The organism is Rickettsia lanei, from assembly GCF_056242675.1.
On the sequence record NZ_CP172233.1, the window covers coordinates 1,014,259 to 1,036,801 of the forward strand.

Genomic DNA, 22,543 nt, shown 5'->3' on the forward strand with positions numbered 1-22,543 from the left:
ATGAACGACGAAAAACGTAATGGCTTAAGCGAAGATGAAGTGATGGATATTAAAAAACCATTAGAAAAAGCTATGTTAGAATTAGCTAACCAAAAAATATCTAAAGAACAATATAGAGAGAAATTAATAGATAAAACATTAGATAACCTTAAAGAAAATGTTTCAGAAACAACATTAGGTAACTACAGAAAATTTCTTACTAAAAATACTACCCCTAAACTTGATAAACAAGAGCAAATTAATGATCCAAAACAAGTAGAAGCATTAACACAAGCAGCATTAAAGATAGCTGAATTTTTAAAAATTACTTTTCAAACAGATGAAAAAGAAGCAAAAGCTTTATCGTCTATTCATGAGTTAGGAGTAAATGAGCCTAATATAATTAACACTTTATTACCAGCGATAAGTAAACTACCGTTTGAACAAATGATAGAGCAAGGTAAAGAAATTATCAAGAATTTTGTCCCATTACTTGAGAGCAGCAATTCTGCACTTGTTAACGGTACTAAAAGAGTATTAGCAGAGTTAAATCCTGGATATTGAAGGAACACACGGATGGGGGGAGAAAGTTATAGCATTAGAATTACAAAGAGTAACCAAACCTAAGCTATGGCAAAGAATAGTAGCAGTTTTTACCGGTACGGATTATGCTCAAAAAAATATAGATAAAGCATTTGCTAACTTTGAAAAAAGTAATAGTTTACATATAGAAACGAAAAATTTGTCGTAAGAACTACAAAGAGAAAAACAAGCACCAAATATTGTAAAGCAAAATAAAACAATACCCCAAGGCTATAAGTCTTCTATATCAACCCCTATATCTCATGTTGAAAACCTTAATAAAAGTAGAGAGAGTGGGCAACAGTCAGGGCATAGTAAGTAGTGATTTATATGATAATATAGTTGCGAATTTTTAAAAAGTTTGATAATTGTTCATTATATCAAATAACTTAATAATGAGTATTATATGGCAGAGATTATAAGTAATATAGATGATACTATTAAAAAAAACGATGAAGTGACTGAGATATTGGCTGCAGTAAAAGATAAAATAGTTGATATAAAAAACGTAGATAGGAGATTAGATACTTTGAATAAAAATATTGTTACTCCCGATCCTATTCAACAATATTTACAATCTGAAGAATATATCACTAGTACGCTTGAAGTACTTGCCAGTAAAATTATTAGTGAAGTTGTAGAAAATAAAGATATACAAAAATTAGTAGATAACTTGCATATCAATTTAGGACAAGATATAAAACTAATACCTAGTGTAGCAGATAAGCTAAAGTTTGATGTCGCAAGGGCTGAAGCAGCACTTAAGGGTTTTGTACTGCCTCTAAATACAGGAGGACCTTTTGATGAATTATCATTGATGGGTATAGAAGATGAAGAAGAAATCTTTGCCAATCCTATAAGAGCAACTAAAGAAGCATTAATAGCCGTAAGCGGAAAGTCTATACCTAAAGAGCAATATGCACAGGCTGTAAAAGATCAAGCTATAGAAATCTTAAAACAAGATCCTAAAAACACTCCAGACAAACTTGAGAAATATGAAAAATTTATTATGCAAGGAGATCAAAACCAGAAATTTAATAAAAATAGTAAGCAGTTTATCCCAAGAGTAAATCAATTATCTCAAGTGGAATTTAAGGCATTACAAAATGCAGCCACTTATACGGTACAGCAGGTTATTAATAGATTAGAAAAAAATAATAAAATTAGTAAGCAATTAGAACAAATTATTATACTTACTAACTCATCAGGCATAAAGAATCCTGAAATAATAAGGGCATTAAATAAGTTAGATTCTACTTATCTAACTGAGAATAGTACTAAAATAGCCACTGAATTAAAAGATATTAATGATAGAGGTACTTCTTTATGGGAAAAATTTAAGCAGATATTTACAGGTAGAAACTATTTGGAAACAAGATTAGGAAAAGTTGTAGATAAATATATTACTCTGAGTGATGGATATGTAGTGAAGACAATTAATGATAAAATCTTTTCAAATGCTTTAACAAATCCTGACATTGCTGCAGGTCTAACAAAATTTTTAAATGAAAATAAAGATAAAGTAGCAACTAATCCTGAATTTAAAAATTTAATTCCTGTTACGGGTGAGCCTATTATAGTTCAACCGCAACAAATTAATAATTTTAATTTAGCGGAACTCAGAAAAATCAATCCAATAGCATTTGATAAAACCATATTTGAAGATTTAATAAAACTAAGAAGTTCTAATATAACACCTCCGCAAATCACTCCTAATCCTTCTACTAAAAATCAAGAAGCAGTAAGAAGAAAGGGTTAAATTTTAATATAACTTCATCATTGTGAGGAGGCGTTGTTACATTGCTTCTATGTCATGCCCGCGAAAGCGGGAATCTAGATTTTTTATTGTCACCCCGTGGCGTGACCACGGGGTCTTGTATCACCAGCTGAGTCCTAAGATACCGCGATCAAGTTGCAGTATGACATTAAAGGTTACTAGATTGCTGCTTTCGCAGAAATGACATCAGAACATAAAGATTTAGGTGAGATGCTTAAATACGCCTCTTTCCATAATTCATTATAAAGAATAGGATCGATATTACCGCCTGAGATTAGTACTAGTAATTTTTGAGGTTTGGATTGTGTTTTTAAAAAATTTACCACTGAAACCATGTTTATACTACTTGACGGTTCGCATATTACTTTAAGTAAATGAGTAAGCCACGCCGTCCAGTAATATATTTCATATTCTTCTGCTAAATAAAAATCATCAAGTTTTTTCAGATATTCAAATGTACGAGCTGATATACTCAAGGTTTTAAGACCGTCCGCAATAGTATTCGGAGCATAGTTAAATCTATATGTTTTATTATCTTTAACAGATAAATAAGCATCATTGGCATTTAAAGGTTCTGCACCTATTAACAAGCTTGTCGGTGATATTAATTCCTTGGCAAGATATGCGCCAGAAATTAAACCGCCGCCGCCGCAAGAGGCAAAAATAGCATCAGGACTAAAACCTAGCTGCTGTAATGCTTCATAGCATAACGTGCCTGCTCCTGCTATTGTAGAATCACTATCGGAAGGATGCATATAGTAAAATCCTTGCTTTTCATCTTCTTTTGCTTTTTCTTCCGCTTCTTGTCGAGTATATGTATATATAACTTCACCGCCGTAATAAAGAGCTGCTTGCTGTTTTACTTTTGAAGTATTTAACGGTAAATAAATCCTTGTTTTAATACCGAATAATTTGCTCGCATAAGCAAGACCGATTCCATGGTTACCCGTACTATAACCGACTATTTTATCAGGTAATTTTCCTTGCTCTTTTAATTCTAATAAATGATTTAACACGCCTCTAACTTTAAATGCACCGGTTTTTTGTAATGATTCAACTTTAAAAAAAATCTCATGACCGAGCATCTCATTTAAGCTTTCAGAGTGAACGATCGGAGTTAAATGTAGATATTGTTTTATTCTATTATGTGCGGCTGCTACATTTTGAGGAGGTTGTAGTAATAAATTCATAAATATAATTAATAATGGTAGCTTGAAATCAGGTTAATACTATATTATATAGTTAATAATTAGAAATTTTAAAAGGTTTTAATTGATGCATAAAAAATCCCTTCCGTTAATGGCACTGAGAGATATGGTAGTATTCCCGGGAGTAATTGCTCCTATTTTTGTGGGTAGGCCAAAATCGTTGCAAGCACTCTCTCATACTACCATTTCCGAGGAAGATAATAGTAAATATATTTTAGTAACTTTACAGAAAAAATTTGATCAAGAAAACCCTAGTACACACGAACTTTATAACACAGCTATACTTGCCAAGATTATCCAAATAGTGAAGCTGCCTAATAATACGGCAAAAATCTTAATAGAAGCAGTAGCAAGAGTAAAGCTAAGCAATATCAAAGGCGACGAAGCTTTTGAAGCAAATTACGAAATTATTCCAGATGAAGAAATATTTGACGTTAATAACATGCGTTCACTCGTTGATAATGCAGTACAACTATTTAGTAAATATGCGATTAATGATAAGAAAGTTAATGCAGAAATTATTGAAACTATCAATAAAGAAATAAGTAATAGCACTAATTTCATAGATATTATAAATATATTAGCCTCACATTTGATAACTTCACTTGAGGCAAAGCAGCATTTATTAGAAGAAACTAATCCTTTTAAGCGTATCACTACGGTTATTAGTACGCTTACTTCCAATATAGTAAATTCAGAAACCGAGCAGGCATTGCAGCAAAGAGTAAGAAAGCAAATCGAAAAAACGCAGCGTGATTATTATCTGCACGAACAAATGAAAGCTATTCAAAAAGAGCTTGATGAAGATAAATCAGAACTTGCCGATTTTGAGAAAAAAATTAAAAGTTTAAAATTATCAAAAGAAGCAAAAGAAAAAGCTGAGGCTGAACTTAAGAAACTCCGTACTATGAACCAAATGTCAGCGGAGTCAGGAGTAACGCGTAACTATCTTGAGACATTGCTTAGCCTGCCTTGGGGTAAGTATGATAATAGCAAAATAGATATTAACCAAGCAGAGAAAATTTTAAATCGTGACCATTTTGGACTCGAAAAAGTTAAAGAACGAATTATAGAATATTTAGCGGTATTACAGCGTTCAAGTAAAATTAGAGGACCTATATTATGTTTAATAGGTCCGCCAGGGGTCGGTAAGACTTCACTTGTAAAATCTATTGCCGAAGGAATGGGCAGAAAATATACTAAACTTGCGCTCGGCGGTGTTAGAGACGAAGCAGAAATCAGAGGGCATAGAAAAACTTACCTTGGATCAATGCCCGGTAAAATTTTAGGTCAACTTAAGAAAGTTAAGACTAGTAATCCTGTAATGCTGCTTGATGAAATCGATAAAATGAGTTCTGATTTTAGAGGTGATCCGGCATCCGCTTTGCTTGAGGTATTAGACCCTGAGCAGAATAGTCACTTTGTTGATCATTATCTAGAAGTAGAATATGATCTATCAAATGTAATATTTATTGCTACTGCTAACTCTCATGATTTACCTAGAGCTTTAAGTGATAGAATGGAAAAAATATATATTTCCGGTTATGTAGAGGAAACAAAGCTCCAAATTGCGAGAAATTATTTAGTTCCAAAACAATTTAAAATGCATAAAATCAAAAAAGATGAAATTACTATATCCGAGACGGCAATTTTGGATTTAATTAGATATTATACCAAGGAATCAGGTGTAAGAGCTTTAGAGCGTGAAATAGGGGCATTAACTAGAAAAGCATTAAAGCAGATTTTAGCAGATAAAAGTGTTAAGCATATCGCCATAGATAGTAATCATCTTGAAGAATTTTTAGGAGCTAAGAAATATAATTTCGGGCTTGCCGAGAAAGAAGATCAAATAGGAAGTACTACGGGACTTGCTTACACTGAAGTAGGCGGAGAGCTTTTAACTATAGAGGCTTTAGCATTTCCAGGGAAAGGTGAAATAAAGACCACCGGAAAACTCGGTGATGTTATGAAAGAATCGGCAATGGCTGCCTATAGTTGTTTTAGAAGCAGAGCAACAAATTTTGGATTAAAGTACGACAATTATAAAGATTTTGATATTCACATTCACGTACCGGCTGGAGCTATTCCAAAAGATGGGCCGTCTGCTGGCTGTGCTTTGTTTACGACTATTGTTTCGTTGATGACTAAAATACCCGTACATCGTACTGTAGCAATGACCGGTGAAATTACTTTAAGAGGCAATGTTTTACCTATAGGTGGTCTTAAAGAGAAGTTACTTGCTGCAAGTAGGGGAGGTATTAAAACCGTGTTGATTCCTGAAGAAAATGTCAAAGATTTGCAAGATATACCGCCGAATATAAAAGAAAGCCTAGAAATTATATCTGTATCAAATATTGATCAAGTACTTAAGCATGCTTTGGTAGGAACACCGATAAATAAATAGAGATTTGTTAATAGTCAAAATATCATATATTAAATTAATGCAAGCTATAGTAAAGTAATTCTTGTTGACTTTTCAATCAAAATGCGATTTTTCTTGCTTCATTCCTGACTATCTTGAGCTCACCTATTATTATAGACTCTCTTCCTTACGCCTGTCACTAAATTGGGCTGAATTGACTATATTGTTGCGTGGATCAATTTCACCTCTGTCATCCCGTGGCTTGACCATGGGATCCAGTTAAAACTACTAATAATTTTAGTATTTTTTATTGTTTTTATGGACCCCGTGGGGGTGTGACACAGTAATGCTGCTACTACTGCGGCAGCTACTCAAAGCGGTGTATCTGAGGTAGTAAAATCCATGCCTACAATAAAAGACAAAACAGCTTAGTTTATCTTTCTGCTTTCCAAATTTCATTGAGAAATTCCTTTAACTTAATTCTAAATACATAATTAAATTTCTACACTACCAAGTAACAATATTTGTTTGGTACAGCATCGTTCCGAAAGCTTGATACAAGTGAATTTTCTGACATGTGCCTTTGCTCACGTACTTTTTGTACGTTCCGCAGGCTCAGTCGTCAATTCATCTTGTCTAAAGCTTTCGGAATCTAGCTCTATCTGCTTCTATTTTATTATTGTAAAAAAGTTGCTACAAATTATTAATTAAATGTATTAATATTAATGAAAGAATCAAAAATTTTAAGAAAATTTTTAGCAACGGCATCATTATGCGGAACATTATTCACTAGCTCTAATACTGCAGGAGCAACAATTCCTAATCTCGGTAGCGTAAGCTTGAGTCCCGGTGCCGGTCTTGTAGGAGGAGTATTTAATAACGGCAATATTTCTTCAAAGGGCTTGGAATTAAAATATCGGCAGATAAAACAAATGCTGTTATTGGTGGGATCAATACATTAATTAATAGCACTACCTGCTTTTGGTGGGGTTGAGGTAAGTCAAAATGTATCAAGAGGTGCTTTTAGTGCAACAGTAGGTCTTACTCCTAATTTCACTCCTCTTAAATTTATTAATAATGATGTTACGTCAATTGTTACCGGAGTCGGTAATCAAACATTTAGTAATATAGATTTCGCCGGTAAGAATTCTACTTGACAAATTAATAACGGTTTAAATATTACAACTCAGATAGATAATACGGTAGCTGGCAATAACGGTACAATAACATTTGTAGGTACGGGTACTATATCAAATCACATAGAACTAACTCTTTTGCTGGAATAAATCTAGGAAACGGGGAAGCACAGATTTATATGTCCGGAGCAGGTAATATTACAATTAATGCTGCAAATATAAATCTTACTAACAATAACTCTATACTTACTCTTTTTGACGGTAATATAACAACGTTAACGGGTAATATAAATAATACTACCGGCGTTGACGGTCAAGGGATACTAAATCTAGCTCATGATCTTGGTAGTAATAACATAATAACAGGCGATATAGGTAATATAGGCTCATTAGCCGCAGTAAATGTTTTACTTGGGTCGGCAACACTTAATGCTACAATATTAAAAGCTACTAATATTAATTTACACAGTAATACGTACTTAATTGAGATGACGACATAACGGTTACAGGTAATGTAGATGGTGCTAAAGGAGTCAACGGAAATTTTATAGGGAATGCTATACTTAATGGAAAGATAAATAATTTCAATATACTTCAGTGTAATGGAGGTAACGGTAAGATTCTTGATTTACAAGGTAATACTACGGTAAATAGTATTGTTTTTGCAGATAGTGTTTTAGCTGCGGGAACTATAAGTGTTAACAGTCTATTAGATGTAGGAGGTATTACTTTTAATAATAGTAATGCTAGCGGTGGTACTTTAATAATAAATACCGAAAATACAATCAATGTTGCATTATTAAACGCTATAAAAGCAAAAATACAAATAAATGCTAATTTAACAATCAATGATCCAAGTGCGGAGATATAGGTGATATTAGAATAGCGGATAATACGACATATACAATAGATGCAGCAAATAGGAATATAAATTTGCTAAAATAATAATTTAAACAAATCTGGCAATGATGAATATGGAATAGTGAGAATAGGAGCAATCACAAAATACCTAACCATAGCAAATAACGGTGGACCTTATACTATAGAATACTCATCGCCTTAAGAATTTCATAGTAGACTGAGCAGGTGATGTCGTAGTCGATAATACGGTATTTACGCAGTTACTTAGTATGAATAGCAGGTAACATTTAACCAAGCTTTTTAGACCTAGGAGCGGGTGGTAACATATTATTTAGAGTAGATGGTGAGTTAATAGTAAATGGTGTGACCAGTTCAGTTACGACCTCTGCAAATAACCAAGGCAATAACCAATGCACACTGACAATACAAAGCGGTAATGTTAACGGTACGATTGGAACTAACGGCAGCAGCTTAAAACTCGTAAATATCGGAGCAACCCCCATTACGTTCTCAGCTAATGTATTTGTTCCCGTAGCTTTAAATAAGAATGGCTCTATCTTAGCTTTAGCAGATGGGGTTACGCTAACCGGTAGCGTAGGAGCAAATGGAGTAGTACTTAGCACCGGCGGTGTAGGCGGTACATTGAATTTATAGGTGACGGTAATGTAACTCAAAATATAGGTACGGATGCTACAAATAGCCCTGCTAATGCTAATATAAATATCCCTAACTTTACTTAATGCAGTAATCTCCATTGCGGCAATTAATTTTTGTGCTTCTGCGGTATTTTCTTTCTGTATAGTGCTTATTAATTCTTGATTTGAGGGTTGAAACCATCTAAACATAATTATTTTCTTATTAAATTCTATAAATTTTGTTAAAAACGAGCTTATAGATAGAATCATAATAAGAAGTTTTAAGAATACAATAGAAATTTAACTAAAAGTGCGAACAAATGAGTTGAGGTTACTTTAAGGTATATACAAAGTTAGTTTTTTATAATATTTAAAATTCGGAATTTAAAAGAGTTTAATATGAGAATTACAATAAAAGGCGCATAAAAGGAGCATATGAATTTTTTAGAAAACGACAGGAAACCCCGAAACCTGAAAGGGGTTGGCGAGAGTGACGGGACTCGAACCCGCGACCTTCTGCGTGACAGGCAGATGCTCTAACCAACTGAGCTACACCCCCTTATATACTCTTCTGCTTTTAAGAATTGCTCTTTCATTTTATCAAGGATTGCATCTTCATCCATTAAGTATAGGCTGCGGGTGCTTACCTCTCAAAATAAAATTCAATTCTTGAAATCATTTGAGTATAAGTAAAAGATAACAATGTATATAACAATTTTTCTATTTCTGCAAGAGTAAAATATCGTATTTTATCAAAAAATATACAGAACCTAACATCTAGCTTATTCCTAATATTATAATTACTAGATATCTCTATTAATCCAAATTAGTCACTACTAGTTGAAGCCTTGAAAATTATTATACTTTTTAAGGCCTTTGTTAAAAAAGAAAAACCTAGTAGTTACATTTATTTTAATAAAATCTTACTTTATTAATAATTATTAGAGGTTTTATATGACTAAACCATATGTCATTAAATTAACTACTCCTTTTGAGCGTATTAAACTTTATAATTCTATACCCGATATTGCTCTTAGAAGTGCTATTATTATGCAGACAATAATAGATACAACTAATACTTCTAACAAGAAAGAGACAACAAAAGCAGAATATAACGCTAAAAAATGGCTTGTTGAAAATAATGAAAATTTTAATGCTACCTGCTTAGAAATTGGCATTGAGCCTAATTATGTAAGAAAGACTGCTAAAAAACTAATTAAATCGCAACAAAATAAGGATAAGCGTCCTAAACTCTACGGCTAAAGTTTAAATAAATTAATTTGTAATAAAACTTGAAATTACTCTAAATATAAATTAATTGTATAGGTGTTACTTAGTAACGCCTATATATTAATTATTTCAGATTATAAAGGTTATTTATGATTATTTCAGTTTCAGGTCAACATATTTCTATCGGTAATAATTTACAAGAATATTCAAAAGAGAGGGCTACGCAAGTCGTTAAAAAATATTTTACCGATATAATAAATATAGATATACATTTTTCAAAAGAAGGAATTAACTTTAAATGTGATATTATAGTAAAATATGGCTCCGGTAAACATAATATAGTCAAAAGTAATGATAGTTGTAGCGATATATATGTAGCTTTTGATAAAGCTATGTCAAAACTAGAAAAACAGCTTAGAAAATATAAATCAAAATTCAAAAATCATCATACGGGTAAAGTAAAAATATCAGAAATTGCTTACGAAGGTACCAAATATATTATTAAGCCGCAATCTGATAGTGAAACCTCTAACGCTGAAGATAATGATAATCCGGCAATTATCGCTGAAAAGCCTGTAGGAATATTAAAATTATCAGTAAAAGAAGCGGTAATGCAAATGGATTTAGAAGATTTACCTGCAGTAGTATTTAAAAATATAAATAATGATCGTATCAATATAGTTTATTATCGTAAAGACGGTAATATTTCTTGGGTAGATTATAATTAATGCTCATTATCCCTTACAAAGGAGTTACGCCAAGAATCGATAAAAGTGCATATATTGCCGAAAGCAGCTCTTTAATAGGAGATGTTGAAATAGGTAGTAATTCAAGCATTTGGTTTAATACGGTTCTTAGAGGCGACGTTGAATAGATAAAAATAGGAAATAATACTAACGTACAAGACGGTAGTATAATTCATGCTTCAAGGTTTAACGGACCGGTAGAAATAGGCGATAATATAACTACCGTTCATCTCTCTCTTATTCATGCCTGTACAATACATAATAATGCTTTTATCAGTATGAGTGCTACGATAATGGATTTATGCAGTAATAGAAGAATATGCCTTTATTGCTGCAGGCAGTCTTATCCTGCCAAAGAAGATAATTAAATCTCAAGAATTATGGATGGGATCCCCTGCACAATTTGTTAGATATTTAACCGATCAAGATTTAGAATATATGCAAGATAATGTAAGACATTATGTAGAACTTGCAAATGTTTATAAGATACTCGTTTCATTTGAAAAATTGGCGTCGTCTCTCTACTTTTTACGTATCAAGCGTATATAAGGAATCCTTAAATGCCTTAACCGTATTTTTAAGTAAAAACGCAATAGTCATCGGTCCGATGCCGCCTGGGACGGGAGTAATATATTGTACTTTAGACTGAACATTTTCAAAATCAACATCACCGATAATTTTATTGCTGCTAATTCTATTAATGCCTACATCAATTACTATAGATTCAGGATTAAAATATTCTGCAGTTAATTTTAAAGGTGAGCCTATTGCAGCAACAACAATATCGGCTTTAGAAGTAATAGAGCGTAAATTGTGTGTCTTAGAATGACAAATAGTAACGCTGCAATTTTCTTTTAACAGTAAAGCACTTAAAGGTTTGCCTACTATATTTGAGCGTCCAATAATTACAACGTTTTTACCGGTTAAATTAGGTTCGTATTTTTTGATAGCTGCAAGACAACCAAGAGCAGTGCAGGGAATAAAGCCTTGACTAATTCCGCTATGTAAGTAACCGACATTTAAAGGGTGGAAACCATCGATATCTTTAGAAGGTGATACTGCCGATAAAATTTTATTTTTATCTATGGAGCTTGGCAAAGGAAGCTGAACTATAATTCCTGAAATCTCGTTATCAAGGTTTAACTCATTGATTTTTGATATTAAATCATTAGTATGAATAGTAGCAGATAGATTTATTAATAAAGTATAAATTCCTACTTTATGTGCATTTTTTATTTTGTGTCTTACATAAATAATGCTTGCCGGATTATCGCCTACTAGGACTATAGCAAGCTTTGGTGAAGCGTTGGTTTGGCTTGTAAGTTCTTGAATTTCTAGCTTTAAGTCTGCTAGTATCTCATTGGCTAATGCTTTACCGTCAATTATATTATTCACTCTTATTTTTGTCTCCGTTCAGTTTTAACGTCATTGCAAGGAAATTACGTAAGTAATTGACGAAGCAATCTCAGGAGTTTGTTATTGTTTCATGAGATTGTCACGTTCTCTACGGTTGTTCGCAATGACGATCGCTTTATTTAGTCACGCTCTTACTTCTTTTCCCCGTATTTTTGGTAGTAGAATACTCAAAATGTAGAGCCTTGCCGTCAAATACTCTACTATAAGCATGATGAAGACTGCTTGCCGCTTCAGCAAAACCCGTAAGAATCAGCTTAAGCTTACCAACATAATGAGCAATATCGCCAATGGCGTAAATACCTTCTATATTAGTTTGATAATAGGAAGAGTCTACTTCAATATGGTGAAGCTTAACATTTAAACCCCAATTTGCTAAGCTACCTAAATCTTGCTTTAACCCAAAAAAAGGTAGTAATATATTGGCATCCAATTTGCGAGTATTATTTTGTAAATCTTTAACTATAACCGATTGAAGTTCACTATTATTACCATCTAAAGCATTTAATTGATAACCGGTTATTAACTCGATTTTATCGGTTTCTGCAATATGCCTTAATTGCCTTACGCTTTCAGGAGCTGCCGTAAATTTATCCCGCCTATGTACTAAATATATTTTATTTGCAATATCTGAAAGAGAAATAGCCCAGTCAACAGCCGAATCCCCGCCGCCTGCTATAACTATATTTTTACCCGCAAATTTGCTTTTATCATTGATGAAATAAAAAACTGACTTGCTTTCAAAATCTTCAATATTCGCAAGGGGCGGTTTGTTTGGACCGAATGCACCTGCTCCTGCTGCAATAATAATAACTTTGCTTTTAATAAGAGTGTTTTTTGAGGTTTTAATTTCAAAAGAATCATCTTGTTTATTTAGCTCTATAGCTTGCTGATTTAAATGATATATAGGGTTAAAAGGAGCTGCTTGAAGTGCTAACTGTTTTATTAGCTCTTCTGCTACAATTTTAGGATATGCCGGTATATCGTAAATAGGCTTTTCAGGATATAGGGTAATACACTGACCGCCGATAACTTCTTGTGCATCAATAACATGACACTTCATGCCAAGCATTCCTGCTTGAAAAACTGCAAATAATCCAACCGGACCGGCACCTATTATTACAACATCAGTATTATGCATACTTTTTATATTTAAATTTTAAAAAGGATTTTATTGGATATTGAGAAAATAATCAATGGTTATGTGAGTATATTTATAGAAATCCAACACTGTCTCAGAGGGATTTTTAAAAACTGTCGGATATTATACTAGACGAGATGCATTTAAATGTTGTACTGCATTCCACTTTTCTTCTACGGGTTCTAATATATTCGCTTTTATCTCGGCTGTGTTTTGTAGCATACCGAATAATGAGATTTTTTTAGTATTTATAGGTAATATTTGTGCTACTTCCCTATCGCTTTTGGTAATTATAATAGATTCTTTATCTGTTTGTAATTTTTCTATATAAAGAATCTATTTATAGCTAATCTGGGTTATATTCATTATATTTTAATGTAAAAAATAAAATTTAAAGAAAAACCAAAACAAATTCTGTGGGGCACATATCATTAATTCATATTTAAATATAACCATTTCTTAAACTAGCCTTGTAAAATCGTTAAACTTTGTAAAAGATTAATAATAGAAATTAATTATTTTTATAATAAATTATGAAAATTAAGATTCTACGAAATATTATCGGTTTTATTATCTTAACTATAAGTACGGGCAATAGTTTTGCCTCCTCCGCTAATGCTTTTTGCCTTGTTAGTGCGATGGTTTTACCATCTTGTATAGTTCGGCTACTCCTTTAGCTTTCGGTACGTATGTTCCAACTGTCGATGCTCTGCAAACAAATACAATTATAATAAAGTGTACTTTAGGTACTAATTATACTGTTTCATTAAATGCCGGTACTGCACCTGCTGCTACAACTAGTACCCGTAAAATTACTGGTCTTGTTAACACTAATAGTTATTTACCTTATAATCTTTACTCCCATGCAGGGAGAACGCAGAATTGGGGAAATCAATCAAGTGGCTGGGTAATGGGAACAGGACTAGAGCAAACGCTCACAATATACGGCAAAATACCTCAAGGAGCAAATGTTCCTTCCGATACTTGTAATGATACAATTACAATAATCGTGGCATATTGATATAAATATTTTTTAAGATTGCTACCTATCCTATCTATATTCTTGATTTTTAATTCTTTTGCCAGTGCCACTCGTACCTGTCAATATATAGTAATAGAATAGCAACTATGACGGTGCAAAATAATGATTATGCACCTAAAAAGTTTCAATTAATTCGTTTCAAGCGTACATATAAAGATGGTATAGAAGAATATAAAGAAACTAAAGATTTAGTGACAACTCCGGTAACATTTACCTTACATGATGGTAAAATACAATTGATACGGGTAGCTTTAAAAAACACACAGAATTATTCTACTAAAGCAAAAGACTATAGAATTTTTATAAAAGAATTACCTCGTAGAGTGAAGTTAGAGAATAGTGTTACCTCCACCGTAGATCTTGTTGTTCAGCATAGTATAGCTATAACAATATCAGGTTACAAATCTTTAAAACTAAATAAATTAAAGCAATGTGCTTTTTAAATACAATAATATCGGTTTTTATAGGTATTATTTTTTTATACCGGTGAGTTTTGCAGGTGGAGTTATCTCTGAATCTCTTGGTGATACTTCGCCTTGAATCGCAGCGGATACAAACGTACATGAGGATTAGGAGTTAGGGTTATTGCCCCAATTACCTCTAGCAGTAGAATTTGAGAATAGCGCTAATGAAATTGCGGGTGAGAGTGAATTGATGGTTTCGTTAGAAGTTAATTATACCGAAACCGATATATTGCCGACTATAGTGCAAAACGCTCAAGGTCATTATTTAATTCCTCTTGAAGATATAGAACATTTTGATGTTCAAGAAGATTATCTTAAGCAGGGTTTAGTGCATTATCATGATACTGCATATATTAATTTAGATTTGCTTGAGGGTACTAAATATGATTTAAACTTTGAGAATTTAGATTTAAATATTACTTTTCCAGCAGAAAAATTCAACCTCAATCATTTGATGCTTCAGGTGGTCCTATGAAGAACGTCGATACTAAACTTATTAGTGGGGTATATTTAAACTATGATGTGACTCTTAGTCCAAATGATGATATTAATTATTTAGCCGGAGTAGAGGAACTCAATTATTTCACTGAACACGGTGTATAGTTATAGTGTCTTATTTCAAACTGAAGCCGTTAAATCAAATTTTTCTAAAATCACACATACCACAAAAAACCAAAATAAATTTACACGTTTAGACACAAATTGGACATATGAGAATGTGGATATCATTGGTGGGTAGGGGATAATAGCATAACTAAAGTGTCTTCTTGGTCTAATTCAACTAGATTTGCCGGTATTCAGTATACTACTAATTTTGCAGTTAAACCAAATTTAGTTACCTATCCGTTACTGGATTTTAGAGGGAAATCAGAACTTCCAAGCAGTATAGAGATATTTTCAAATAGTATACCTATATATAATGCTAAAGCTCATATGGGGGATTTTGATATAACCAATATTCCGGTTATCACCGGTAGAGGTGATTTAATAGTTAAAACACAAGATATAACCGGTAAAGTTGAGACAATTACTATTCTCCTTATTACGTATCACCGAGCTTATTACGTTCCGGGCTTTCACATTTCTCTTACTAAGCAGGTTTTCAAAGACAAGATTTTACTATATATAGCAGTGCTTATAAATATTTAGTTCTAAATACTGATTATATGCTTGGTATGAATGATTATAACAAGCGGCGGACATTTTGAGTTTTTAAAAAATAATGGAGCAGTAGGGGGTAATAATTTAAAAATCGGAAATTTATTATAGGCATTTCAGCTGCAAATAATATCAAAAATTTTGGTCGCTGTCAAAGAATTAATTGCGGCTATACTTATGAATCGGAATATTTTGATATTAATAGTAATTTAGATTGGAATAATAGTAATTATCAGGACGTATATAACGATCCCGATAAAATTTTCTCAAGTTTAAATTATCAGATTTCAGCTAGTTGCGGTAATACCGATTTTGGTAATATAAGTGTTAATTTTTTGTCTTTTGTCGTAAATAACACAATGCAAAAAGGTAAACGCTCAAAGATATTATCATCAACTTATCAAAGCAATATTACTAAAAAAGGTTTCTTACGTTTTACTATAGGTACCGATTTAAACAGTAAACGTAAAAATAATTTTGCCTATATACCATTTAACTTAAATTGAGATTCCAATAAAAGCATTTCATTGACCGATTTATATCAAAATAAATATCATACAAAGTAACTTGGTGTTTCCTGGCCGATTACTTCAAATATGGGATGGGGATATAATGCTAACCTGATCAAAGCTAAAGCTACAAATTACAATGTACAAGTTAACTGTAACGGTAAAAATAATGATATTGGAGTTTATCTGCAGAAAAATGATACCGAAATAATGAAACAGTTTAATATCAAAGGAGGAATTTTCTCTATTGATAAAAGCTATTATGAGACAAGACCGATTAACGGAGGTCTTGCTTTGATTAAAGTCAATAGTTTAAAGAATGTCGGGGTTTATAATAATAGCGGGTGATACCGATGATAAAGGTAAAATGCTTGTACCTAACTTAACACCGTATGTTCCTTCCGAAATAAGACTAGACGATGAAAATCTACCTCTTAATACAGAGTTTGAAGAAATTGCTTTGAAAGTTGCTCCAAGAACAAAATCAGCGGTATTATTAGACTTTAATATTAAAATAATTAAAAGCATTGAAATGACAGTATTTGATAGTACGTGAGTATTGAAGGTTTAGATGCAGAAATATTTGTAGGCTATGACGGTAAGATATATATTAAAGATCTTGAAGTATTAAACGGTTCTATTTGTGACGAGAATGCGGAGAATAATAAATACTGTCATTTTAGCGTACCGGTTAATAGAGATTTAAATGACCCTGTAATTGATTTAGGCAAAGCAATATGCAAATGAAGACTTATTGTTACTTCTGTGTGGACTAAAAACGCTCCGTTGTCATACCGTGGCTTGACCACCACGGTATGACAAATTCTTTTTAAGCAATGTCAAGAAATCAATAATAATATTATTAATCAACATGATTATGTCAGGAAATGCTATGGCGTTACTTGCAAAATGTAATCCGTCAGTTCCAACCGTAAATTTCGGTAGTTTTAATGTCGGTGCCATTAGCACAACTTCCGTTACTGCTTCAGTTACTTGTAGTGCTTTATTATCACTACTTGTTAGCTATACCGTAACTTTCAGTACGGGAGCTGCTAATATTTATAACCCAAGAATATGATTAATGTGGTACGTAAGCTGAATTATAATTTGTATAAAGATGCCGGTTTTACTCAAATCATCGGTAACAGTACTAGTAGTACTGTAACATTTACCGATAGCTATACACTAGGTCTTGAACCGGTCACAAAAAACTATACCGTATATGCACGTCTGCCGTCACAACCTCTTGCTGCTGCCGGCACATTTCAAGACACTATTACCGTAACTCAGCCATGGCTATATAATAAAAAATCTTTAAAATCAAAATTCTTCAGCCTAGGTTCTAACTTTGTGGCTTGCATGGATTGACTCCTAGGGTGCTAGACATGGCTGTCCAGTATTATGAAGCTGTATTTTTATTATAATATCAAAAACAATTTAAGTTTTATATTACTATAACTACATTTAGTATTTTGTAGTTACTTAATATTTTTAACTTAAATAAAGGTCGAATTTATGAAAAATGAAGAACAACACAATCCACCAACTCCAAAACATGATCGAATAATATTCCCGCTTTACACAATGGGAAAAGTTTGTGTAGATAAGAAGCTAATAGATGAAGAGTGGAAACTTAACGAATTTGAAACAGGGAAAGGGAGTGATGAGCGTTTTGGAAATGATGTCGCAGGGGAACCGCTACCGCTAGATGGGCATATTCTTAATGGTGGGCGTACAGATGATACAGATTGGGTAAATGCTACTAATGAAGAAATAAGAGCGGAATTAAAAGATCCAATGTTTAACTGGATAAACTATACCATTAGAAGGTGAGAAAAAACTTACAATAGCATGGGATTATACTGTATCACATAAAACTTGCGGTTATATAGTGCAAATGACAAAAGCAGAGTTTACCTTTGCAAATAGACTGAAACACGATGATTTAGAAGAAATTTATAGTGAACTTTTTGATCAATTTCCTTACTGGGATCATACATTAGTTCCTTCTAAAATGATTGAAGTAACTTTTCCAGATAGAGAGCCAGGATATTATGTTGTAGAAGTTGATTGGATAGTAGCCGACACGCCACGTTTGTTGCATCGTTTATTGTTGAATATAAGGATGAGGTTACACCGATAGGTCTCTTAATACGAATGATAGAGAATGTATTTAACGTTATGCCCGTATAGATAAGGTCTTGTTGCATGGATCGGTTTTCTTTCTGTTACGCTGTGACTTGATCGTGAGATGACAGAGATGGAATCGATCCTTAAACTTATGTCTACGCGAAAATGCAACCGGGAACCACGCAACGTTGCCTTACTTCCGCAGGATAAGACTGTTTGTGCCTTAAGAAAGTATAATATTTGTACAAACAATTCTATATAGTAATCAAGAGTGATTTGTGTCAAGTCAAAAATCTAAAAAAAAATAAATATTTATATTGAATAAATTATTATTCTCGTGTCTACTTAAGTGAAGATTCTATACACTGAATATGGTGTCATTTTTTCAAAATAAGCATTATAAATCCTACAACCCCATTAGTACCTATAATGAACACGTTTAAAAAAAATAAATTTCAAATCACTATAAACAACAACCATAACAATTTACTTACTCCTTTCGGTAAAGCTATTCTGCGAGATCGATATCTTATGAAAGGTGAGGATTTTCAAGATTTATTTGCAAGAGTTTCTAGTTATTATGCCGAAAATAAACAGCATGCTCAGAAGTTATATGAATATATGAGTAAAATGTGGTTTATGCCAGCAACACCAATCTTAAGTAACGGCGGAACGGATAGGGGACTTCCTATTTCATGCTTCTTGAATGAGACCGATGATAGCTTAGACGATATAGTAAATTTATGGACAGAAAATGTTTGGCTTGCTGCACGCGGTGGCGGGATTGGCAGTTATTGGGGTAATGTTCGTGCTATTAATGAAGGGATTCGTGATAAAGGTCATTCATCTGGTATTATACCGTTTATTAAAGTAATGGATTCTATGACTCTTGCTATTTCGCAAGGTTCTATTAGACGAGGTTCATCGGCTGTATATTTGCCTATTAATCACCCTGAAATTGAAGAATTTATCGATATAAGACGTCCGACAGGCGGGGATGTTAATCGTAAAGCTCTTAATATTCATCACGGTATAGCTATAACCGATGAATTTATGAAAGCAGTTGAAAACAATACGGATTTTGACCTTGTTAGTCCTGCTACCAAAAAAGTCGTAAATAAAGTTAGAGCAAGAGATTTATGGGTTAAGTTATTAACTACTAGAATAGAAACAGGTGAGCCTTACTTGTTATTTATCGATAGTGTTAATAAATCTATCCCTGAGCATCATAAAAAATTAGGGCTTCAAGTTAAAATGTCTAATCTTTGTAGCGAAATTACATTGCCGACGGGAATTGACCATCTAGGAAAGCCAAGAACTGCTGTTTGCTGCCTTTCCTCTTTAAATTTAGAGTATTACGAAGAGTGGAAAGACGATAAAGAATTTATCCATTCTATTATGTTGTTCCTTGATAATGTTTTAGAAGACTTTATTAATAAAGCACCGGATACTATGGCAAGAGCTAAATATTCGGCTTTACGTGAGCGAAGCGTTGGACTTGGCGTAATGGGCTTCCACTCATTTTTGCAAATGAAAAAAGTACCGATAGAATCGGTTATGGCAAAAGTTTGGAATAAAAAAATATTTGAATATATATCTGCTGAAACTGATAAAGCCTCAATAGAAATCGGTAAAGAAAAAGGAGTATGTCCTGATGCTCTAGATGCAGGAAGTAATGAACGATTTAGCAATAAAACCGCAATAGCACCTACCGCCTCAATTTCGGTAATAGCAGGTAATGCCTCACCTGGAATAGAGCCGTTTGCCGCTAATAGCTTTGTACAAAAGACTTTAACCGGTTCTTTTAACGTGCGTAACAAACATTTAGAAAGGTTATTAGAGGAGAAAGGATTTAATAATGATCAAGTTTGGTCTTCGATTGCAACACATGAAGGATCAGTACAACATTTAACATTTTTATCCGAAGAAGAAAAACAGGTTTTCAAAACCGCTTACGAAATTGATCAGAATTGGCTAATTGAACTGGCAAGCGATCGTACTCCTTACATTACGCAAGCACAATCTTTAAACATCTTTTTACCGGGGAATGTTAGTAAGAAATATTTAAATAATATTCATTTTAAAGCCTGGAAAAAAGGAGTAAAAAGTTTATATTACTGTCGATCGACATCAATACAGCGAGCCGATAAGGTCTCGCATGACGTATTAAAGGCCAATTTTAAAGATTTAGAGGAACAAAACGATAAATTAGCAGAAGCCGGTAACTACGAAGAATGCTTAGCGTGTCAGTAAGTATAACTATGCAAAGATATTTAGACCCAACAAATGATGTAGCATTTAAAAAATTGTTTACGGATAAAACAAGGTGACTAGGCTTTCTCAATATATTATGAAGTTACCTGAAGAGTTAAGGATTATCAACCTTGAATATATTTCAAACGAACAAGCGTTGGATTTAGGATAGAATAAAAGGAGTATAGTAGACGTAAAAGTTCGAGATAACTCCGGCAATATTTATATTGTTGAGATGCAAAACGGCTATGCCGATGCTTCTTTATCAAGAGTACCATTGTACAGTGGTGTAGCATTTTCTTCGCAATTAAAAAGAGGAAAAGAATATGTTGATCTAGCTCCTGTAGTAATGGTAGTAATTATTTCTGGATTTCAGGCATTGCCCGAGGAAAAAGAATGTATTAGCTATCATCAAACTATTAATGTCGGCAACGGTAAGCAGCAACTTAAATGCTTGCGTATTTGTTGCATTAGACAAATTTACCAAAGAAGCAGATGAGTGAGAAAGCTTAGAAAATGATTGGTTATATATGATGGCTAAATTCGATAGAGCAAAAGAACCCCCGCAACATACAAAAGATGAAAATAGCATTATCAGTTTATAAAACTATTGAATAATTTAACTGGAGCGAAGCAGAATATGATAATTATATTAAAGTGATGCTTGCTACTCAAACGGAAGAGTTAAATCAAAAAAGTAAATATAATGAGGGGAAAGCTGAGGGTATTGAAATTGGAGAAACTAGAAGAAATACAGAAATAGCAAAAAAAATGTTAGCGGATAATGAGCCGATAGAGAAAATAATTAAATATACTAAGCTTTCAAAAGAAGAAATAGAAAAATTAAAAGAAGAAAAATTATGTCACTACTTGATGCAAGTCCAATTTATAAACCGTTTTCATATCCATGGGCATATGAAGCTTGGCACACTCAACAAAAAATTCATTGGCTACCGGAAGAAGTACCGCTTGCCGACGATGTTAAAGATTGGAAATATAACTTAACTCCAGGGGAAAAACATCTATTAACGCAAATATTTCGTTTTTTTACACAGGCAGATATTGAAGTGAATAATTGCTATATGAAGCATTATTCACGAGTATTTAAACCGACTGAAATATTAATGATGTTATCAGCATTTTCTAATATGGAAACGGTACATATCGCGGCATATTCACATTTACTTGATACGGTAGGTATGCCGGAAGTAGAATATTCAGCATTTCTTAAATATAAGGAAATGAAAGACAAGTATGATTATATGCAGCAATTCGGAGTGGGTGCCAAAGAAGATATAGCAACTACACTCGCAGTATTTGGAGCTTTTACTGAAGGATTACAGCTATTTGCTTCTTTTGCGATCATGCTTAATTTCCCTCGTTTGAATAAAATGAAAGGTATGGGACAGATTATTGCTTGGTCAGTGCGTGATGAAACACTTCATACTAACTCAATTATTACTCTGTTTAAGACTTTTGTAAGAGAAAACCCTGAAGTTTGGACAGAAACTTTACGTAAACGTATTTATGAAGCTTGTACGACTATTGTGCATTTTGAAGATGCCTTTATTGAACTTGCTTTTGAAGTTGGCGGTATTGAGGGATTAACGGCATATGAAGTAAGACAATATATTCGTTATATTGCCGACCGTCGTTTAATGCAGCTAGGACTCAAAGATGTATATTTGGTAAATCATAACCCCCTTCCTTGGCTTGATGAAATGCTAAACGGAGTCGAACATACGAACTTTTTTGAAAATAGAACAACTGAATATTCAAAAGCAGCGACTACCGGTTCATGGGAAGAAGTATTCACTGAGATGGACGCCACAGCGGAGGCTAAATAATATACTCAGATAGCACTTATGCTAAACATGTTGTGTTGAAGTATACATATTAAGAACAACAATAACAAAA

The 22,543-nt window shown here is 33.1% G+C and carries 26 protein-coding genes, 1 tRNA gene and 3 pseudogenes; 23 read left to right on the forward strand and 7 right to left on the reverse strand.

Translation table 11 applies throughout. From position 1 onward, the window contains the following. Both ACHBLB_RS05795 and ACHBLB_RS05800 read left to right on the forward strand, forming a co-directional pair. Complete coding sequence (locus tag ACHBLB_RS05795; RefSeq protein WP_475841269.1) at positions 1-543, forward strand: hypothetical protein; 543 nt, start codon at positions 1-3, stop codon at positions 541-543. 424 nt (positions 544-967) lie between these two features. Next, positions 968-2,320 (forward strand): hypothetical protein, encoded by a 1,353-nt coding sequence (locus ACHBLB_RS05800; RefSeq protein ID WP_475841272.1) that lies wholly within the window; start codon positions 968-970, stop codon positions 2,318-2,320. A 176-nt stretch (positions 2,321-2,496) separates the two neighbouring features. Here ACHBLB_RS05800 and ACHBLB_RS05805 read toward each other — a convergent pair whose 3' ends face one another. Further along, entirely contained in the window at positions 2,497-3,528 is a 1,032-nt protein-coding gene (locus tag ACHBLB_RS05805; protein ID WP_475841274.1) for a serine/threonine dehydratase, read from the reverse strand. 85 nt (positions 3,529-3,613) lie between these two features. On the opposite strand from ACHBLB_RS05805, the gene lon reads away from it, so the two are divergent. The 3 genes from lon (at position 3,614) to ACHBLB_RS05820 (ending at position 7,544) form a co-directional block, all read left to right on the forward strand. Beyond that, the gene (gene lon, locus ACHBLB_RS05810) at positions 3,614-5,950 is read left to right on the forward strand and encodes an endopeptidase La (RefSeq protein ID WP_475841277.1); all 2,337 of its coding nucleotides are present in this window, start codon (positions 3,614-3,616) and stop codon (positions 5,948-5,950) included. A 683-nt stretch (positions 5,951-6,633) separates the two neighbouring features. Then, a complete protein-coding gene (locus ACHBLB_RS05815; protein ID WP_475841279.1) occupies positions 6,634-6,870 on the forward strand; it encodes a hypothetical protein in 237 nt (78 codons plus the stop codon). Positions 6,871-7,223: 353 nt separating this feature from the next. After that, on the forward strand, positions 7,224-7,544 hold the full coding sequence (locus ACHBLB_RS05820; protein WP_475841281.1) for a hypothetical protein: 321 nt from the start codon (positions 7,224-7,226) through the stop codon (positions 7,542-7,544). A gap of 94 nt (positions 7,545-7,638) precedes the next feature. Here ACHBLB_RS05820 and ACHBLB_RS05825 read toward each other — a convergent pair whose 3' ends face one another. The 3 genes from ACHBLB_RS05825 to ACHBLB_RS05835 all read right to left on the reverse strand — a co-directional run bounded on the left by ACHBLB_RS05825 (position 7,639) and on the right by ACHBLB_RS05835 (position 9,099). Then, entirely contained in the window at positions 7,639-7,893 is a 255-nt protein-coding gene (locus ACHBLB_RS05825) for a hypothetical protein (RefSeq protein ID WP_475841283.1), read from the reverse strand. Between the two features lie 299 nt (positions 7,894-8,192). After that, the gene (locus ACHBLB_RS05830) at positions 8,193-8,750 is read right to left on the reverse strand and encodes a hypothetical protein (protein WP_475841285.1); all 558 of its coding nucleotides are present in this window, start codon (positions 8,748-8,750) and stop codon (positions 8,193-8,195) included. A 272-nt stretch (positions 8,751-9,022) separates the two neighbouring features. Beyond that, positions 9,023-9,099: transfer RNA gene (locus tag ACHBLB_RS05835), tRNA-Asp, on the reverse strand. Between the two features lie 395 nt (positions 9,100-9,494). On the opposite strand from ACHBLB_RS05835, the gene ACHBLB_RS05840 reads away from it, so the two are divergent. The 3 genes and pseudogenes from ACHBLB_RS05840 (at position 9,495) to ACHBLB_RS05850 (ending at position 11,065) form a co-directional block, all read left to right on the forward strand. Then, entirely contained in the window at positions 9,495-9,803 is a 309-nt protein-coding gene (locus tag ACHBLB_RS05840) for a hypothetical protein (RefSeq protein ID WP_475841287.1), read from the forward strand. 116 nt (positions 9,804-9,919) lie between these two features. Beyond that, positions 9,920-10,498 (forward strand): ribosome hibernation-promoting factor, HPF/YfiA family, encoded by a 579-nt coding sequence (gene hpf, locus ACHBLB_RS05845; protein ID WP_475841290.1) that lies wholly within the window; start codon positions 9,920-9,922, stop codon positions 10,496-10,498. Next, positions 10,498-11,065, forward strand: a pseudogene (locus ACHBLB_RS05850) (gamma carbonic anhydrase family protein). Before hpf ends, ACHBLB_RS05850 begins: the two are co-directional and overlap by 1 nt. Here ACHBLB_RS05850 and folD read toward each other — a convergent pair. The 3 genes and pseudogenes from folD to ACHBLB_RS05865 form a co-directional block, all read right to left on the reverse strand. After that, positions 11,045-11,911: a bifunctional methylenetetrahydrofolate dehydrogenase/methenyltetrahydrofolate cyclohydrolase FolD gene (gene folD, locus ACHBLB_RS05855; RefSeq protein WP_475841292.1), complete on the reverse strand. Its 867-nt coding sequence runs from the start codon at positions 11,909-11,911 to the stop codon at positions 11,045-11,047. The pseudogene ACHBLB_RS05850 and the gene folD overlap by 21 nt on opposite strands. A 152-nt stretch (positions 11,912-12,063) precedes the next feature. Continuing rightward, positions 12,064-13,070, reverse strand: a pseudogene (locus ACHBLB_RS05860) (NAD(P)/FAD-dependent oxidoreductase). 123 nt (positions 13,071-13,193) lie between these two features. Next, positions 13,194-13,406, reverse strand: a complete 213-nt coding sequence (locus tag ACHBLB_RS05865; RefSeq protein WP_475842775.1) for a type II toxin-antitoxin system Phd/YefM family antitoxin — start codon at positions 13,404-13,406, stop codon at positions 13,194-13,196. A 316-nt stretch (positions 13,407-13,722) separates the two neighbouring features. On the opposite strand from ACHBLB_RS05865, the gene ACHBLB_RS05870 reads away from it, so the two are divergent. From ACHBLB_RS05870 to ACHBLB_RS05940, 15 genes and pseudogenes are all read left to right on the forward strand, one after another. Continuing rightward, positions 13,723-14,091, forward strand: a complete 369-nt coding sequence (locus tag ACHBLB_RS05870; RefSeq protein ID WP_475841295.1) for a Csu type fimbrial protein — start codon at positions 13,723-13,725, stop codon at positions 14,089-14,091. 107 nt (positions 14,092-14,198) lie between these two features. Continuing rightward, the gene (locus tag ACHBLB_RS05875) at positions 14,199-14,555 is read left to right on the forward strand and encodes a fimbria/pilus periplasmic chaperone (protein WP_475841298.1); all 357 of its coding nucleotides are present in this window, start codon (positions 14,199-14,201) and stop codon (positions 14,553-14,555) included. A gap of 142 nt (positions 14,556-14,697) precedes the next feature. Further along, positions 14,698-15,051, forward strand: coding sequence for a hypothetical protein (locus ACHBLB_RS05880; protein WP_475841301.1), 354 nt, complete (start codon positions 14,698-14,700; stop codon positions 15,049-15,051). Further along, complete coding sequence (locus tag ACHBLB_RS05885; protein ID WP_012150834.1) at positions 15,048-15,179, forward strand: hypothetical protein; 132 nt, start codon at positions 15,048-15,050, stop codon at positions 15,177-15,179. Before ACHBLB_RS05880 ends, ACHBLB_RS05885 begins: the two co-directional genes overlap by 4 nt. A 156-nt stretch (positions 15,180-15,335) precedes the next feature. Further along, positions 15,336-15,725 carry a hypothetical protein gene (locus ACHBLB_RS05890; RefSeq protein WP_475841303.1) on the forward strand — a complete coding sequence of 130 codons (390 nt, stop codon included), beginning with the start codon at positions 15,336-15,338 and terminating at the stop codon, positions 15,723-15,725. Positions 15,726-16,093: 368 nt separating this feature from the next. After that, complete coding sequence (locus ACHBLB_RS05895; protein ID WP_475841306.1) at positions 16,094-16,240, forward strand: hypothetical protein; 147 nt, start codon at positions 16,094-16,096, stop codon at positions 16,238-16,240. 90 nt (positions 16,241-16,330) lie between these two features. Further along, positions 16,331-16,591: a hypothetical protein gene (locus ACHBLB_RS05900; protein ID WP_475841309.1), complete on the forward strand. Its 261-nt coding sequence runs from the start codon at positions 16,331-16,333 to the stop codon at positions 16,589-16,591. Continuing rightward, on the forward strand, positions 16,563-16,799 hold the full coding sequence (locus ACHBLB_RS05905) for a fimbria/pilus outer membrane usher protein (RefSeq protein WP_004995697.1): 237 nt from the start codon (positions 16,563-16,565) through the stop codon (positions 16,797-16,799). Before ACHBLB_RS05900 ends, ACHBLB_RS05905 begins: the two co-directional genes overlap by 29 nt. Beyond that, on the forward strand, positions 16,796-16,990 hold the full coding sequence (locus ACHBLB_RS05910) for a hypothetical protein (RefSeq protein ID WP_475841312.1): 195 nt from the start codon (positions 16,796-16,798) through the stop codon (positions 16,988-16,990). The genes ACHBLB_RS05905 and ACHBLB_RS05910 overlap by 4 nt, the downstream gene beginning before the upstream one ends. A gap of 124 nt (positions 16,991-17,114) precedes the next feature. Continuing rightward, positions 17,115-17,611 (forward strand): annotated as a pseudogene (locus tag ACHBLB_RS05915) (spore coat protein U domain-containing protein). 147 nt (positions 17,612-17,758) lie between these two features. Further along, complete coding sequence (locus ACHBLB_RS05920) at positions 17,759-18,076, forward strand: chitin-binding protein (protein ID WP_475841315.1); 318 nt, start codon at positions 17,759-17,761, stop codon at positions 18,074-18,076. A gap of 58 nt (positions 18,077-18,134) precedes the next feature. Beyond that, positions 18,135-18,386 (forward strand): chitin-binding protein, encoded by a 252-nt coding sequence (locus tag ACHBLB_RS05925; RefSeq protein WP_475841318.1) that lies wholly within the window; start codon positions 18,135-18,137, stop codon positions 18,384-18,386. 416 nt (positions 18,387-18,802) lie between these two features. Continuing rightward, positions 18,803-20,626 (forward strand): ribonucleoside-diphosphate reductase subunit alpha, encoded by a 1,824-nt coding sequence (locus ACHBLB_RS05930; protein ID WP_475841321.1) that lies wholly within the window; start codon positions 18,803-18,805, stop codon positions 20,624-20,626. A gap of 235 nt (positions 20,627-20,861) precedes the next feature. Further along, a complete protein-coding gene (locus tag ACHBLB_RS05935; RefSeq protein WP_475841324.1) occupies positions 20,862-21,125 on the forward strand; it encodes a hypothetical protein in 264 nt (87 codons plus the stop codon). Between the two features lie 361 nt (positions 21,126-21,486). Continuing rightward, the gene (locus tag ACHBLB_RS05940; RefSeq protein WP_475841326.1) at positions 21,487-22,473 is read left to right on the forward strand and encodes a ribonucleotide-diphosphate reductase subunit beta; all 987 of its coding nucleotides are present in this window, start codon (positions 21,487-21,489) and stop codon (positions 22,471-22,473) included. The last annotated feature ends 70 nt before the right edge of the window (positions 22,474-22,543 follow it).